The sequence below is a fragment of the Acidobacteriaceae bacterium genome (assembly GCA_028283655.1).
Taxonomy (GTDB): Bacteria; Acidobacteriota; Terriglobia; order Terriglobales; family Acidobacteriaceae; genus Granulicella.
In genome coordinates, this window is the sequence record JAPWKE010000003.1 from 21,043 (window position 1) to 36,919 (window position 15,877).

The following is a 15,877-nucleotide window of genomic DNA, read 5'->3' on the forward strand; positions in this document are numbered from 1 at the left end:
GTTCCCGTCGGTTCTGAGATCGCCAATTATGTATCTTTGTTTTCTATGATTTGTCTCTATTAGTCCGGGAACAGAACCGTCTTTCTAGGAACATTTTGGGAACTGCACGGATAGCTTTCTAATTGGTAGAGGTGCTCGGCCCCATTCTTCGGGAATGACTAGTTCCAAGAAGCGATCGTGCGCTATCTATTGCGCCCCCGATCTCACATTGATCCTGTTTGACGGTTTCGGAGCGACCCAATATCCGCCTTGCCGTGTTGTACGGGAGCGCCGCGCCCACCTCCTGCGTAAAGCACATCCTATCGGCACCACCTAGTGTGACGCTTGCCAAGCATGCCGCTTACAGCGTCGACAAGAAATGCATTAGAGCAGTGTCGTCTCTCCAATGCCGCTTTCCCTGACGAGGACTTAACTTGTTTAGCTGCACGCGGAACCGTTCTGGCGTCAGGCTCAGAAACCGGGCTGCAGTGCTGAGATTTTTGTACCCCATGTACACCGAGAGAGCCGGGAGCATGCGATTAATATCAGCGCCGCGTCTATGCCATGCCGTCAGGCGGTGGACTGCAAACGTGTATCGAAGGTCATGCAAGCGAGGAGGCTGAGAGACGCCATCCTGGTCGGTGATTCCGGCGCGGATTCGGAGCCTTCGGAACGCCGTGATGAGATGAGTCTCTGTCAACGGTTTGTCGTCCTTGCAGTGGAAGAACGCTTGAGTACTGGAATTTCGCCGCTGATGGGAGTTGCAGTAGCTTTTCAAGGCTTTGTACAGGTCAGGCCCGAAGGGAATCGTCCGGGACGGCTCTAAGCGGCTATTTCTGATGGTGACCAGTCTGTGTTGGAGATCAACATCCTCTCGCGTGATTCTTACTGCTTCACGGGCCCAGGTACCGGTGCCATAAAGAAACAGCAAAATAGTGCGAAGTGTCCGTGCGTCCATCCGGCAGAAGGCATGTGCTTGTGAGATTCGCGTGCTCTTAAGCAACAGACGAACTTCTGTCTGCGAATAGATGTATGAAACGAAGACTCGCTCTGGTGGGCGTCGCGGAGGAGGCATGGGCAGCGAGCGCATTTGGTCACGGGCTATCCAGAAAAGGAAAAAACTGCGCAGCGCGTTATATTTGTTGATCCAAGTCCCATCCGATGTATGCCGATCGTTAAGAAAGCCGCCGACTTGCTCGTAGCGAATCTTGTCGAGAGGGATGTCGCCGACACAGCGACAAAACAAGGCAAGTCTCTCATTTCCTTCTTTGAAATTTATTCCTGCATTTCGTTTTTGTTCAACGTATCGCTCAATGCCTTGTTGGAGTTTCATAGCACCCCCGATAAGCTGAAGGCCGCCACCTTACGCAGCAAGCGGATGTCGTAGCGGGCATAGATGCTCACAGAATTGAGGTCGCGATGTCCAAGAAAGGCTGCGATCTCCTCCAGGGAGGAGCCTTGGCTGAGCAAGCGAGTGGCGCAGGCGTGACGAAGTCCGTGCGGGCCAGCATTCACCGACTCGATACCCATGCTCTTCATCCGGTCCGATACAACTTGGAACAATCCGCCAACCCCAAAGGGAGGATGTGGCGGACACAAAGAGACGAAAAGGTGGCGGGAAGCGCATTTGGGACGGCACCGGAGGTACTCAATGATCGCCTCGCCTACTTCGTACTGGATCGGGTAGTACTGGATCCCCCCGTTCTTTCCTCGACGCACCATGAATGTCTCACTGCGCCAGTCAAAATCGCCAAGTTCGAGTCTGGCTACCTCACCTCTACGCAGACCGTACACTGCCAGAAGCAACAGGATGGCGCGGGTGCGGAGTTCCTTTGGGCCGGCCTTTCCCCTTTTCTGAACGAGCCTGCGCACGTCCTTCCATGCCGGCCCGCGGGCAGGGCCTCGATACCGAGGTAACCTCGGACTGCGGATGCCAAAGGGAATACCAGGGAGGCACCAGCCCATGATCTCAGCATAGGTGAAGAAGGAGCGCAGTGCATTGCAATATGCTGCGATGTAGCTGTCCGATCTTTTCAAAGCGCGCATCTGCGCGAAGTACTCATCCAGATCTGAAACTCGGATGGTTGCCAAGGTGTTGTGCCGCGGCGCGGCTGATCGGAGGAAGGTCGCGACGTTTCCACGATAGCTCTCGATAGTGTCCAGCTTAAGACCACGGGTGCGCAGCGCATCGGAGTAGTGCCCGATCTCGACCGAAAAGGGTGGTGATGCGACAGGTGCCAAGCTTCCGTTGAAGGTAAACCACTGTTTTGCCCGAAGGACAAAATACTTTGTGATTCCCGGCAGCGGGCATCTCCTTTCTGGCCCGACGTAAGCGGCCCAAACTTGACCCGCGGCTTCAATTTCATCGAGGGTAACGTTGCGAAGCTCCGTGAGCTCCATAATGCGCACGATGTGGAGTAGATAGGATGCCGTCATGCGTATCGTTACGCGGCTGAGCCCTCGCGCAGAGAGGTGTTGGAGAAATTGCTCCCTTTCCTTCAGCAACGGCGCACTATTTTGTCGCAAGCGGAAGCTCGGAAAACGTGAAAGACTTTCGATCACGGTCTTATCCCCTTTGTTCGAAGCCCATCCGGATGAGGCAAGGTAAAACATGTAGCAACGGACAAGAAGCGATATTCAGGTCAGCGGCGTATCAATCAGTGTCGTTCAACAAACCGTCGAGGAATTTCATGAGCGCTGCGTCGTCCCGCCATCTCTTCTTGCCCTTTCGAGGGCTGAGTTTGTTGAGTTGCGCTCGAAACCGCTCCGGAGTCTGGCGTAGATAGCGTTCCGCCGTGACAAGGTTATGTTGTCCCATGTAAGTCGAGAGTGCCGGAATCATCCGGCTCATGTCCGCGCCATGCTTAAACCATGCTGTCAATCGGTGCACCGCGAAGGTATATCGCAGGTCCTGCATCCGCGGCTGGTAGCGTGCACCGTCATCTCGGTCAACGCCTGCTTGCTTTCGCACCTTCTGGAACGTCTTGCTCGCCGTGCTCGCTTTGATTTGCGATCCATCTTTGGTCAGGAAGAATTGCGGGGCCTTCCTCGCCTCTTTGTGAGAGTGCGTCCGATGGTACTTCAACAAAATGTCGTACAGATCAGAGCCAATCGGAATCTCGCGCGCACGGCGGGCCACGCTAGTGCGAAAGAGGATGCGTCTACGGCGAAAGTCTATGTCACTGCGTTCCAGTTGGACCGCTTCGCCGAGCCCCGCACCCGTTCCATAGAGAAATAGAAGCAGGGTGCGAAAGGTGCGAGCTCCGATCACGGCGTTCCTGTCCCGTTGCGTCACTCCGGCGGCCACCAGCAACCGCCGGAGTTCGGTCCGCGAGTAGACGTAGGGAACAAATGTTTGTATCGGAAAACGCCGGGGTGGAGGCAGCGGCAATCTATAGATTTCATTGCGGGCCTTCCAGTAGCAGAAGAACTGGCGTAGGACGCAGTATTTGTTGTACCAGGTTGCTGCGGCGGTCAGAGGGCCGTCGAGAAATGGCTCAATCTGGTTCGCCCGGATTCGATTCAGGGGCAGATCGCCGAGCTGCCGGTACAGAGACCGCAGGTTTTGCGCCCCCTTCAACCATGGAGCGCCTTCGGACTGTCTGGCTTCGATGTAGATTTCAATTCCTTTTTGGAGTCTCATCACAACCCCGCCAAGCGAAAAGCAGCGACTTTGCGAAGCGCGGCCGTGTCGCATTGAGCATAGATACTGACGGATTTTGTATCGCGATGTCCCAGAAAGTCCGCGATCTCTTTAAGGGATGACCCTTTCTGAAGTAGGCGCGTTGCACATGCGTGACGTAAAGCGTGGGGCCCCATATGGCGGAGCTCGATTCCAAGGGTTCGCAACCGCCTCGATACGGTTCTCCATACACTGGTATGCAGGAGCGGTCCCCAGGGGCGTCGCTCTCCAAGGAAGACGTGCCGGTCAGAGACACGCGGCCGAGCATATCGAAGGTAGTTGAGGATCGCTTCTCCAACCTCGTACTGGATCGGATATTGCTGAATCCCACCACGCTTGGCGCGCCGAACAGTGAAGACTTCACTCTGCCAATCAAAGTCTTCCAAACGCAGTTGAATGACCTCGCTACTGCGAAGGCCATACACCGCAAACAACAACAGAAGCGCCCTAGCGCGGATTTGCTCGGGTTCGCTCCCTTCGGCCAGCTTCAACATCTGGCCAACCTGTGCCGAAGTTGGTCCGGTAGGACGCGGCTCGTCTTTTGGAACGCGGGGGATTCGGATGGCCGACGCGAGATTCGGTGCACACCAGCCGCACATTTCGGCGAAACGGAAGAAGCTTCGCAACGCCTGGCATTGGTTGGCAACGCCGCGGGGTCTCCATCCTTCCGTGCGCTTCTCGCTAATGAACTTGTCAACGCCAGCGACCGAGACCGTTTCAAGATCTCCATCCTGGGCTGCCAACCACGTTAAGAAGGCCTGGGCACGGTTGGAATAGCCGCGAACCGTCGCTGCGGAAAGGCGATAAGTAGATTGCAGCGCGTTTGCGAATACTTGCGTCTCTTCGTGGAAAGGAAGGCTTGGGCGAACCTCCAACTTGCCGTGGAACCGAAGCCATGCGTGAGCATACTTGATAAAAGATTTCGGAGACCCCGAGTTGCAATGACCGGGATCTCGGTACTCCCCCCGATATTCCGCCCAGAATTCCGCACCTCTCTTAATCTCCTCTTCGTAAACCACACGTAGTTCATGAAGACCGAGGATTCGGATCGTGTGGAGCATATATGCCGCTGCAGTGGTTAACGCATTATGGCTATAACCCTCTTCGAGCATGTGCCTCAGATATCGTTCCCGCTCCTGACGCAACGGTGCTCGGCGATGTTTTTCAATGACTTCTGACCTCTGATAGATCTGCTCAAACATCTGTCCTCCACGTTTGCTGATTTCAAGCTGTCGCCCTCGAAGAATTGAGGCGTAAAGCGAAATCTGGAGCCATGAGGATAATAGAGCTATTGACCGGCTGCGAGTTCGATCCGGACGCGCAGGTCCAGGTGCAGCTCGTCGGTATGTGTAATCTCACCGAGAGGACTGCCGGTAAGCCCCACTCGAACGGGCACCAAGCACGGAATAAGGATCAGAAGTTGCTTCCGCGATTTGTCGGCGTTAATAGAGTAACCCTAGAGTGACAGGGTCCGCAGAAGTTCGAAATCGAGTAGCGCGTCGGTCACTGGATGACCACCACCGAGTTCCACAAGAATCGTCTTTCGGTCGATCCGAGCGTTATCAGCATCGACGCCGCTGCCATCGACAAGAGCCTCCCAGTGAGATCTCTCCTGCCACTCCAGTCGTGTGGACCATCTTCTATGTCGGCCTATGCGCTATTCGGTAAGCGCGAGCTCGACATTCTTGTCTGGGAAAACTGCGCGAATTTCGATGTGTCCTCCGAGCGCGCTGACGTAATTCCGCAGCGTTCCCAGTTTGACTTCGGCGCGTTTTTCCAAGCGGGAAACTTCGCTTTGCTCGATCTTCATGGCGTGAGCGAGCTTTCCCTGAGTCATCTTGCGGTCTTTGCGCAGCTGATCGAGCGTCATGCGTTCCAGAATCGCATTGGCGCGCTTCCTCGCGCGCGCGCGGCTGGCCTTGGTCATCAGCTCATCGGCGATGCTGTCGTAGGAGAGGGTTTTGTTTGCCATGATGTCCTTTCTGGCTTGAGGAATGCACGTTCAGATTCAAGACTCTTTCTTCAGTGCCCGGAGGTGTTCGCGGTACAGTTCATCCGCCCTGCGGATCAACTTCTCGTAAAACCCGCGACGCCCATGTTTGTCACCGCCGATGAGCAGGATGGCGGCGCGCCTGGGATCGAAGGCAAAGAAGGCGCGAAGCGCCAAATGTTTATCGTGCGCGGTCCGCAGCTCCTTCATATTGGGGAATGCCGAGCCCTTGACGGTATCAACGTAGGGCCGATTGAGTACCGGTCCTTTCTCCTTGAGAAGGTTCACAGCTACGTCGAATGACTCCCGCTCTAGGGGAGAAAGGGTCTGCATCCATTCCCGAAACTCAGAAGTCGCTCGAATCTCATAAGACACTCATATATTATGAGGTACACCTCATATGCGGTCAAGATCATATTCACCATTGCGCCGGCAAGCAGGGACCAAGCGGTCTCAGGATCAGCTTCGAGCTGATATTGCCATCTTTCCCGCAGAGCTGCGAGCGCTTCTGCTGGATCCGTCCAGCTCGATCTGATGATTCATGGCACTTCCGGGGTCTACGCCGATCGCGCCGGAGTAATTGAACATTATCGAACTCTCCATGCCGTACACCAACGACCGTCTTCAGGCTGCGATTGAGCGCGTCGCCCGCATCCTCGGCCAGGACCTTACCAGCCAGAATCCTCACCTGAATACCTGTGGCTCACTCGTCGCAGAGCGCTGATCCAAAAGAGCTGGACCGCCTTGTGAGCCTGGAAGAACAACAGGCCGAAATATTGGCGCTATGAGTCATCCATTTCCGTTTCGCAAGGTCTACGGTGCGGCAATCATCCTAGCCGTCATTACGCTTTACGGACTGCTTTCAGCACCCTTTGGAGACGGCGTGTGGGATGAGCTTTCGTGAATAGCCTTGGCCATTCCGCTCTCTCATAGTATGGAAGGTCGGCCGCGGGGCTTCTAGCTTGGCCAGCAAGGACGCTCCATCTCATGGCGCCCTCGTGATTACAAGCGGCGCGCTCGCGCAACGGACGGGAGACGAGAGAATAACCCCATCTAGCTCTTGATTAAAAAGAGGCTTACTTCGAAATGTCCGTATCGGAATTGGTTTGTCGCCGATATCTCAGGCAGCATCCTTGAATGAGGGGCCTCCGGAATGGAACGACAGCAATTCGGATGGTTGCGGGGACTTAATTTGAATCTGCGTAGTGGCTCGGAACCAATGACCTGAACCAACTTTGGCATCAATTCTAAGGACTTCTAACATCATGATTCTAAAGCCGGATTGCGCGGGAACAATTGACCTCGTTTTGGGAACATTATGGGAACAAGAACCTGTTCCAGGGGCGTTTTCAGAGCTTATGGAGCGACCAGAGCCTTGAAAATACAATAAGTTAGCAAAACGGTCGGTTATGGCATGGAAGAGGTCATCGGTTCGATCCCGATCAGGTCCACCAAACGCTTTCCTCCTTTAGGGACATTCCTATCCGCGACTCGGTCGCAAATCTTACAACATACTTCTGACGTAGCTTCCAAAGCTTTGTTCTTTGGACTATAGATACAGCTGTTCTTTAAATACTGTTCTTTGCTGGGATTTTTCCCGTGAAGAGATGTGCTGGATCTTGTGTGCGAGAGAAAGCCGTTAGCGCGACGGTAGAGTGTCCTGTGCGCTGCTGAGGTCTTTTACTTCGATCCCGCTCTTGCCTAGTTGCTGAGACTGCTGCAGCAGATACGCGAGACGAAAAGCTGCCTCGTAATAAGGGAGGCCTCCGGGGTGCACGTTGGAGATGCAGTTCCGGTCCGAGTCGGTGAGCCCTGGGCGGGGGCCGTAGGTCATGTAGATGCCAAGGCTGTCGGGAGAACTTAGTCCCGGCCGTTCGCCGATGAGCACGATCACGGCGGTGGAGTGTCGCAGTGCGCCGATCTGGTCTCCCAGAGCCACGCGCGCTTGTGTCGCGATGACGATCGCATCCCACTCCCACCCAGCGATGCTGCGTCGTATTTCGGTGAGCAGAGGAACGGCGTGGCGAGCGACGGCAACAGAAGATAGACCATCGGCGATCACTATGGTCAGCGTATTCGCGCGAGCTTCAGCAGGTGTGAGGCGAGCGGCGCATTCGGGGGCAAGCTGTCGGCCCAGGTCAGGCCGCTGCAGATACTGGGCGCGCGTGATGGCGCGGCTTTGAGCTCTTATAGCAGCGAAGCCCGAGGCCATGAGGCTCTGCTCCAGCAGGTCAACATCGAGGGCAACGTGCACGGCATCACGAGCACACGCGTGAGCCATGTCAAAGTTCAGCACTTCCTGCGTGGACAGGCTTGCCCCTGTGTGAGGCAGCGCGATGCGCGCCTTCGTATAGCGGCGCAGAGAGTTCCATGCAGACCCCGGCGTGTGGATGCGTGAGGGGGAATCACTCATGCTGTTTCCCCGCTTGCAAGCCGCGGTGCGTCAAAAGCGTCGGCCAGCGTGTGGCCATCCTTTGGAGTCAGAAGTCGACCCTGCGTGTCTGTAACTCCCATATGTTCGAGCCATGCTTCGAACTCAGGAGCACGACGCAGGCCAAGCACCTCTTGTAGATAGAGCGCGTCATGGAACGAAGTGCTTTGGTAGTTGAGCATGATGTCATCGGCGCCGGGAACTCCGATGATGAAGTTCACACCCGCTACGCCAAGCAGCGTGAGCAGTGTGTCCATATCGTTCTGGTCGGCTTCTGCGTGGTTGGTGTAGCAGATGTCGCATCCCATGGGCAGGCCAAGAAGCTTGCCGCAAAAGTGGTCTTCGAGACCTGCGCGTGTGATCTGCTTGCCGTCGTAGAGATACTCCGGGCCGATGAAGCCGACGACCGTGTTCACCAGCAGAGGCTGAAAACGGCGAGCGACGGAGTAGGCTCGCGCTTCGCAGGTTTGCAGGTCGATGCCGTGATGAGCGTCTGCAGAAAGCGCGCTGCCCTGGCCGGTTTCAAAGTACATGACGTTCTGCCCGACCGTGCCGCGATGCAGAGCGAGTGCTGCCTGTTGTGCTTCTTCAAGCACAGCGAGATTAATGCCAAAAGAGGCGTTAGCCTTCTGTGTGCCTGCAATGGACTGAAAGACGAGATCTACGGGTGCACCTGCTTCTATCGCCTGAATGGTATTGGTGACATGCGTGAGCACGCATGTCTGTACGGGCGCGTCGAAGTGGATGCGAAAGCGGTCGAGTTCGCGCAGAATGCGTATGGCTTCGGGAACGCTGTCGCTGGCCGGGTTGATGCCGATCACGGCATCGCCTGCGCCGAGCATCAGGCCATCGAGCGTAGAGGCGAAGATGCCGCGCAGGTCGTCGGTGGGGTGGTTGGGTTGAAGGCGCACGGACAGACGACCTGGCAGGCCGATCGTGTTGCGGAAACGAGTGACCACGCGCATGTTTCGCGTGGCAAGGATCAGGTCCTGATTCCTCATCAGCCGCGAAACAGCAGCGGCCATCTCCGGCGTAATACCCGGAGCAACGGCGGTGAACTCTTCCGTCGTTCGCGTGAGATCGAGAAGCCACTCGCGGAAGCCGCCGACGGTGAGATGGCGCAGCGGGGCAAAGGCCGCCTCGTCGTGCGTGTCTATGATCAGGCGCGAGACTTCGTCCTCTTCGTAAGGGACAAGGCACTCATTAAGGAAGCTTCTTAGTGGCACGTCCGCAAGCGCCATGCGGGCTGCCATCCGCTCTTTGTCCGACTCTGCGGCGACACCGGCGAGAGCATCGCCGGAGCGATAGGGGCTTGAGCGCGCCAGCAGCGTCTTAAGGTCGGCGAAGCGATATGTCTGGCCATCGACTGTATGCGAGTAAGACATCGTTCTTAGCGGGAGGAGTTCTTACAGAGCCTCTCCGGGAACCTCCTGCGTGTTTTTTGCTGCAAGGCTGCGCTGAATTCGAAACAGAACATATCCCACCGCAAGCATGGCGAGGAAGAGAAGCGATACCAGACGGTTGTAGTAGACCAGACTGCACAAGGCAACCATCGCGCAGATCAGGGTCCACACTGGCATGAACGGATAACCGATGGCCCGGAACGGGCGAGGCAGATCGGGTTCGCGTTTCCGCAGGCGGATCAGCGCGAGCATACTCGACATATACATCACCAGCGCGCCAAGGGCAGAGACGGTGACGATATTGGCCGTCAGCGGCTGGCCGCCGAAGTGGATGAAGCTGTCGCTGTAGATTGCCGCGATGCCCACTGCGCCTCCGGCAAGAATGGCGATCCAGGGTGTTCCGAATCGCGGATGAATCGCGCCGAGAATGCGCGGTAGGTACCCTGCGCGAGCGAGTGCGTACATCTGTCGTGAGTAGCCGAGGATGATGCCGTGGAAGGACGCGACCAGGCCGAAGAGTCCCAGCCATACCAGCATGTGCAGCCATCCGCTGCGCGCTCCTACGATCATCTTCATGGCTTGCGGCAGTGGATCGTTAATGTTGGCAAGCAAGCTCCAGTCGCCTGCTGATCCAGCAAAGAACATGACGCCAAGAGCCAGCAGGAGGAGCGTGCCAATGCCTGCGAGATACGCAATGGGGATAGAGCGGCGAGGCTCGCGGACCTCCTCTGCCGCCATCGCCACGCCTTCTATGGCGAGGAAGAACCAGATGGCAAAAGGCATTGCCGCAAACATACCGCCAACAAGGTGAGGCGTGAAGTGATTGCTGCCTGCCCAGCCGTTATGAACGAAGTTGCTGAGATGTGCGCCGGGAGCTACGACGGCCATGAATACGAGTAACTCCACAATGGCCAGAATGGTGACCATCAACTCGAAGTTCGCGGCAATTTGTACACCGACGATGTTGAGCGCCATGAACACAAAGTAAGCGATGACTGCGGCTGTTCGCTGGGGCAGGGAAGGGAACTGCACGTTGAGATACGCTCCAATCGCCAGCGCGATGGCTGGTGGAGCGAAGACGAACTCAATGAGCGTGGCCGCGCCGGTCAGGTAAGCGCCTGTTGGGCCAAAGGCGCGCAAAGCATACGCGAATGGGCCGCCAGCGTTTGGAATCGCCGTAGTGAGTTCTGTAAACGAAAAGATGAACGCCGTGTACATGGCCGCAACGAAGAGAGTGGTAACCAGAAAGCCCAGAGTTCCGGCCGCAGCCCAGCCGTAACTCCAACCGAAGTACTCACCTGAAATGACGAGTCCGACAGCGATGGCCCAGAGTTGCGTTGTGCCGAGTGTCGCTTTGAGGTGGCTTTCGCTTTCCAATGCGGTTCTCCTTGTGTGATGCTGCGATCACAGTGAGCGTGCAGCATGATGTATTCAGTTTTCGTGCAGGACGGATACGAGGAGAATATCTATTCTGTGGAGCTGCGGGTAGCGATAATCGGCAACACAATGTAGCGACACCTGTTTCCTGCAACATAGCTCAAGCTGCAGCCGCAGCGGTTTTTGTCATAGCTGTTCGGATAGCCGTATTTCGCGGCATGTTGCCGAACCTCGATAACGGCTACTTCAAGACACCGATACACTATGTCCAGAAACTCATGTCACCAGGTGCTGAGGCGTTATTTTCGCTTGCAGCATGTTGAGGTTTTGCAATGACGATGAAGAACTCCCGCCGGGATTTTCTCCGCTTGTCCGGTGGTGCCCTGGCTACTTCCACCTTCCTTCCGGCCAGCATTCAGCGGGCTCTAGCGATCGCTCCCGACGCGCGCACCGGCAGCATTCAGGACGTGCAGCACGTCGTCATCCTCATGCAGGAAAACCGGTCGTTCGACCATTACTATGGAACGCTTCGCGGTGTGCGCGGCTTTCAGGACCCTCGTCCATTTCATCTGCCCGATGGCCAGCCAAACTGGTTCCAGCCCGTGGCTCGTGTGAAGACTCCGCACTACAAAGACCGCGGGCTGAAAGCTGACGCCACGCACGTGTTGCCCTGGTACATCAATCCTCAGCGAACCACCGAGCACCAGGCAGGTACGGACCACGGATGGGCCAGCGGGCATGGCTCGTGGAACCAGGGGCGCTGGAACGATTGGGTCACGCAGAAGCAGGACGTGCTCACCATGGGGCATCTCAAGCGCGAGGATTTGAGCTTCCACTTTGCGCTCGCAGACGCCTTCACTATCTGCGACTCCTACTTCTCGTCGCTGCACGGAGACACATGCCCGAACCGCATCTTTCTGTGGAGCGGCACCTGCGATCCCAGTAACACGATGGGCAAACGCAGCAATGGCCCGGGGCTTTGGGAGCGTGCCCACACCAATGGCTATACCTGGACGACCTATCCCGAGCGGCTGGAAGCGGCCGGCGTAAGCTGGCGAGTCTATCAGGGAGGAACCGGCGAACCTGGTGCTCCAACCGATAACTACACGGATAACTCGCTGGAGTTCTTTTCGGCGTATCAGGTGAAGGAAGGCGCCGATCCTCAAAGCCCTCTCGTGCAGAAGGGCGCGACGAATCGCACTCTTCGTCAGTTGCGCAAAGATGTTCTCGCAGGCGATCTGCCGCAGGTGAGCTGGGTCGTGGCTCCTTATAAAAATTGTGAACATCCGGAGGCCTCCCCCACGGATGGCGCGTATTACATCAACCAGGTGATTGAGGCACTTACTGCAGATCCTGAAGTCTGGAGCCGCACGGTGCTCTTCCTGAACTACGACGAGAACGATGGGCTCTTCGACCACGTTGTTCCACCGATGCCTCCACTTAGCAGCAAGCGCGGGCACCAGGGCATGATGTCTACCGAACTGCACGAAAGCCTGAAGCATGAGCTGCTGGACCTTGACCGCTTTCCTGCGGAAGAGCATCCGCTGATTCCCATGGACAGCGTTGGTCCGACGAGAAAGGGGCTGCAGCCGGTGGGGTTGGGAGCACGCGTGCCCATGACAATCATCTCGCCGTGGACGCGGGGCGGCTGGGTTTGTTCGGAGGTCTTTGACCATACATCCGTGCTGCGTTTTCTTGAAGCGCGTTTCAACGTGAAGGAGAGCAACATCAGCGCATGGCGCCGCTCTATCTGCGGCGATCTCACCTCTGCGTTCGACTTTTCTCGGCGACCGGAACCTGTGGCCGCGCACTTTGCGGTGCCTCGGCCTGCGAAGACGCTGCGTCAGCCTTACAGTGTGCCTGCCGTGCAGGAGATGCCGCAGCAAGAGCCTGGGACGCGTCCTTCTCGCGCGTTGCCGTATCAGTTGCTCGTCAACGGACGCGGCGAGGCCGGGCACTTTCAAGTGAGCTTCGAAAATCAAGGCAAAGTGGGAGCGGCGTTTGCCGTGCAGGACAGCACGAAACCCGACGCTGAGCCGAGGCGTTACACCGTGGTCGCTGGTGACACGCTTACAGATACGTGGACCGCAAAGGGTGGTCGCTATGACCTGACTGTTCACGGCCCACACGGATATCTGCGTCAGTTTGCGGGGCAACTTGGTGATGAGACTGAAGCGGAAGTACGTTATCTGAGCGCAGCGCAGACCCTCGTGCTCTTGCTGCGGAACTCAGGGCCACAAGTGGCTACAGTAAGTGTTGCCGAGAGTTACAGCGGGCAGCAGGCGAGTTATCGTCTGGCGGCTGGCGAAAGTAAGAAGGTCGAATGGCCGATGGCAGAGAGTCACGGCTGGTATGACCTCGTTGTTCGTGCGGATCACTCTGGCGATGTGGCCACGCTGTACTTGCGCCGCTTTGCAGGTCACATCGAGAGTGGTCGTGATAGCCTCAGCGATCCGGCTATCTACAAAGCAGCAGAGAAAGCAGCAGAGAAGGTCACCGCATAAAGTCGTCAGGACTCGCGGTGACCCTTTCTGCTATTTCTGCTCAGCTTCGATGAGCGCTTTTGCCCAGCCGCTTTGCGGATCAAAGATTCCGCCATCCTTGCGGCCGTGCGCTGTGCCTGTCCACACAATGCAGCCATCGGCACCCAGTCGCTTCAGTGTTTGCATGCGAAAGGCCATCTGCTCGTAGGTGAGGAACGTGGTGGTTCCTTTGCGCGACACTTCAGGCGTAACGTACGGCAGAACAGGTTTATTGGGGTCATAGGCGCGGGCCGCATGGATGGCGAACGCAGCCGCACGTTCCCAGTCTTTGTCCTCCAGGGCATGGTCCCAGTTATAGAGCGACGGGCTGAAGTAGTCGACGAGCGCGGCTACCTGGCGGTAGTCGTCGTTCAGGTGGTCGTACTTTGTGGCAAGATCGGGAGTCCAGCCATACGTTACTTGCGGTACGGTAGCGTAAAGCCCAACCTTCGCTTTCGGGTTGACCTTGTGAAACTCCTTCAGCACCTGCACGTAGAGCGCGGGCGTGCGAGGTGTATCGAATCGCTTCCAGCTCTCCATGTCCAGCGATACAAGCTCGCCGGGCTTCGTTTTCGTCGATTCCGCAACACTGTCGATCTTCGATACGTTGATGGCTGCATCGTTCGGATGACTCTTCTCTACATCCAGCAGACGGCCCTCGTAGACGAGGTTGATGGGCTGTATGCCGTATTTTGCGGCTGCAAACGGATCGATGTGGGCAGAGGCCGCAGGCGTGTCGCCAGCCATCGGATACACGATGAAACCGTAGACAGTGAACGGATGTTTCGACTGCGCTTCTGCTCTTGGTGCAGAGCTTTGCAGAAAGCCAAGAGTCAAAACCGAGGCGGTGATCAGTATCCGTTTCGTGAAGTTCATCGTGCAGTGTTCCTCGCTGAAAGTAGTTCGTTCGTTTGAGTAGTACGAAAAGTGTCGAAGGCTGCAACGGTAAGGTTGCAGGGACAGTCATCGAGCATAAGCCGAGAGTGGACTCTTCTCAGCACGGCTTCAGGCGGTTGGCTTCATGCGAAGAATACCGGCGTGCGTATAGGGCAGCAGTGCTTCCCGAATTTTGTGCAGCACGATCGCTTCCGGCTTCATGCAAAGCTCACCAAGACGCACGGCCAGATACTGCGAGGGGAGAAACGCGGAAAGCAGAGTCTCGGGAATGCTCACTGTACTCAGGTTCTCCATCAGGGTTTTGTACGCAGCGTCTACGGCAGGGTGCTTCCAGTAGTAGCGCAGACGGTCACTGTAGCTATAGCGGCGCAGCACCTTTTGCTGCAACTCGTCGCCGTGATAATGCTTGCTCCACTCCTTCGGTGTGGCCAGCATCTCTGCTTCCATCACCTGAGCGAGATGCGAGCAACGGGATTCGGGGATGAGCTCTTTCTCAATGCCTTCCAGGGCGAAGAGGGCTTCGCGCATGGCGAAGGTCAGCGCAGGGCCCACCTTTTGCAGAACAAATCCATCCTGGGCCAGCAGCTTGTAGGCCGAGGCCTTCTGGTAGTCCGTTGAATGCGCTTCGAAGACCATGTGGGGCTCTGCCTGGAGTACAGTCTGCAGCTCTGCTGTCTTCTCCGGGCGGTACTCTACAACGCTGTCGTGGTTGAACTCCACGCCCGGTTGTACGACCAGACCCACCACGCGAGGCCACACATGCGCGAGTCCTGCTGCTTCGAACATCCGATGATGTATCGCCAGTGTCTCCAGCGCATCTGTCCTCTTCGTTACTTCCAGCTCGCTCAGCGATTCGGTCGCTCCTCCCGGAACAGGAACCTCCGTACCGATGATGTAGAAGCGTGGTGCTCCTTCAGCTCCCCGTTCGGCGGCCTGGCAGAGTCGCGCTGCACGCTCGGCGATGATCTCTCCCGGCAGCACGTGCGGCTCTCCGGCGCAGGGCATGCTTGCATCCAGATGAATCTTCACGAAGCCAGCGCGGGAGTACTCCTCCACCATGGCTTCTGCCAGCGGCATGGCCTCTTCTGCGGGCAGGTTCTGCCACGGGTTTGGCCCCAGATGGTCGCCGCCCAGCAGAATCTGATCCAGCGGGAAGTCTTGCTCACGAGAAAGATCGAAAACGAAATCTCGGAAATCTGCCGGGCGCATACCCGTATAGCCACCAAACTGATTCACTTGGTTGCTCGTGGCCTCAACCAGCAAAGGCGAGCCATCGGATTTCGCCTGTTGTAGCGCCGCTTTCACCACCAGCGGGTGAGCTGAGCACACGGAGTACAACGCTGCGGGCTGGCCCGAGGTGTACGTCTGGACAAGCCGTTCAAGCAATTCCGGCATCGTAGAAAACCCTCCAAAAGCATCAATCAATGCAAAAACTAACATAAAGAAGTAAAAAGTTCTTGCAAAATTAAACAATTCGGTGCGAAATGGAGATGCATTCATTCTCATTTCGGTGGAGTCCACTCCATGAAGCGGCTGCCCCAAGCGTTCCCTACGTCGTTGTTCTGTCCATGGCTGTTCTGCCTGTGCCTGGTCTTT

At 56.7% G+C, this 15,877-nt stretch carries 13 protein-coding genes; 2 read left to right on the plus strand and 11 right to left on the minus strand.

The features are described 5' to 3' along the window. Positions 1-340: 340 nt before the first annotated feature. The 6 genes from PW792_02935 to PW792_02960 form a co-directional block, all read right to left on the minus strand. Positions 341-1,312, minus strand: a complete 972-nt coding sequence (locus tag PW792_02935; protein ID MDE1160884.1) for a tyrosine-type recombinase/integrase — start codon at positions 1,310-1,312, stop codon at positions 341-343. Continuing rightward, positions 1,309-2,541, minus strand: a complete 1,233-nt coding sequence (locus tag PW792_02940; GenBank protein ID MDE1160885.1) for a tyrosine-type recombinase/integrase — start codon at positions 2,539-2,541, stop codon at positions 1,309-1,311. Before PW792_02940 ends, PW792_02935 begins: the two co-directional genes overlap by 4 nt. 91 nt (positions 2,542-2,632) lie before the next feature. Next, complete coding sequence (locus tag PW792_02945) at positions 2,633-3,559, minus strand: tyrosine-type recombinase/integrase (protein ID MDE1160886.1); 927 nt, start codon at positions 3,557-3,559, stop codon at positions 2,633-2,635. A 62-nt stretch (positions 3,560-3,621) separates the two neighbouring features. Next, positions 3,622-4,863, minus strand: a complete 1,242-nt coding sequence (locus PW792_02950; protein MDE1160887.1) for a site-specific integrase — start codon at positions 4,861-4,863, stop codon at positions 3,622-3,624. Between the two features lie 455 nt (positions 4,864-5,318). Then, positions 5,319-5,531, minus strand: a complete 213-nt coding sequence (locus tag PW792_02955) for a helix-turn-helix transcriptional regulator (protein ID MDE1160888.1) — start codon at positions 5,529-5,531, stop codon at positions 5,319-5,321. Positions 5,532-5,669: 138 nt separating this feature from the next. Next, positions 5,670-5,984: a type II toxin-antitoxin system RelE/ParE family toxin gene (locus tag PW792_02960; protein ID MDE1160889.1), complete on the minus strand. Its 315-nt coding sequence runs from the start codon at positions 5,982-5,984 to the stop codon at positions 5,670-5,672. A 247-nt stretch (positions 5,985-6,231) separates the two neighbouring features. Here PW792_02960 and PW792_02965 point away from each other — a divergent pair, with 247 nt between their 5' ends. Beyond that, entirely contained in the window at positions 6,232-6,375 is a 144-nt protein-coding gene (locus PW792_02965) for a hypothetical protein (GenBank protein MDE1160890.1), read from the plus strand. A gap of 915 nt (positions 6,376-7,290) precedes the next feature. On the opposite strand, the gene eutC is transcribed toward PW792_02965, so the two are convergent. Genes eutC through eat form a run of 3 tightly spaced genes read right to left on the minus strand, consistent with a single transcriptional unit; the run spans position 7,291 to position 10,862 of the window. Continuing rightward, entirely contained in the window at positions 7,291-8,064 is a 774-nt protein-coding gene (gene eutC, locus PW792_02970; GenBank protein ID MDE1160891.1) for an ethanolamine ammonia-lyase subunit EutC, read from the minus strand. Next, complete coding sequence (locus PW792_02975) at positions 8,061-9,467, minus strand: ethanolamine ammonia-lyase subunit EutB (protein ID MDE1160892.1); 1,407 nt, start codon at positions 9,465-9,467, stop codon at positions 8,061-8,063. The genes eutC and PW792_02975 overlap by 4 nt, the downstream gene beginning before the upstream one ends. Positions 9,468-9,488: 21 nt before the next feature. Further along, positions 9,489-10,862: an ethanolamine permease gene (gene eat, locus PW792_02980; GenBank protein MDE1160893.1), complete on the minus strand. Its 1,374-nt coding sequence runs from the start codon at positions 10,860-10,862 to the stop codon at positions 9,489-9,491. Positions 10,863-11,200: 338 nt separating this feature from the next. Here eat and PW792_02985 point away from each other — a divergent pair, with 338 nt between their 5' ends. Continuing rightward, on the plus strand, positions 11,201-13,366 hold the full coding sequence (locus PW792_02985; protein MDE1160894.1) for a phospholipase C, phosphocholine-specific: 2,166 nt from the start codon (positions 11,201-11,203) through the stop codon (positions 13,364-13,366). A gap of 30 nt (positions 13,367-13,396) precedes the next feature. On the opposite strand, the gene PW792_02990 is transcribed toward PW792_02985, so the two are convergent. Then, entirely contained in the window at positions 13,397-14,260 is an 864-nt protein-coding gene (locus PW792_02990) for a hypothetical protein (protein MDE1160895.1), read from the minus strand. Between the two features lie 129 nt (positions 14,261-14,389). Then, positions 14,390-15,676: a D-tagatose-bisphosphate aldolase, class II, non-catalytic subunit gene (locus tag PW792_02995; GenBank protein MDE1160896.1), complete on the minus strand. Its 1,287-nt coding sequence runs from the start codon at positions 15,674-15,676 to the stop codon at positions 14,390-14,392. Positions 15,677-15,877: the final 201 nt, after the last annotated feature.

Bases quoted from the DNA above. Each gene is read 5' to 3' on its own strand.
- PW792_02935 (MDE1160884.1), bottom strand. From the start codon at position 1,312: ATGAAACTCCAACAAGGCATTGAGCGATACGTTGAACAAAAACGAAAT.
- PW792_02950 (MDE1160887.1), bottom strand. From the start codon at position 4,863: ATGTTTGAGCAGATCTATCAGAGGTCAGAAGTCATTGAAAAACATCGC.
- PW792_02955 (MDE1160888.1), bottom strand. From the start codon at position 5,531: ATGACGCTCGATCAGCTGCGCAAAGACCGCAAGATGACTCAGGGAAAG.
- PW792_02960 (MDE1160889.1), bottom strand. From the start codon at position 5,984: ATGCAGACCCTTTCTCCCCTAGAGCGGGAGTCATTCGACGTAGCTGTG.
- eutC (MDE1160891.1), bottom strand. From the start codon at position 8,064: ATGAGTGATTCCCCCTCACGCATCCACACGCCGGGGTCTGCATGGAAC.
- PW792_02975 (MDE1160892.1), bottom strand. From the start codon at position 9,467: ATGTCTTACTCGCATACAGTCGATGGCCAGACATATCGCTTCGCCGAC.
- PW792_02985 (MDE1160894.1), top strand. From the start codon at position 11,201: ATGAAGAACTCCCGCCGGGATTTTCTCCGCTTGTCCGGTGGTGCCCTG.
- PW792_02990 (MDE1160895.1), bottom strand. From the start codon at position 14,260: ATGAACTTCACGAAACGGATACTGATCACCGCCTCGGTTTTGACTCTT.
- PW792_02995 (MDE1160896.1), bottom strand. From the start codon at position 15,676: ATGCCGGAATTGCTTGAACGGCTTGTCCAGACGTACACCTCGGGCCAG.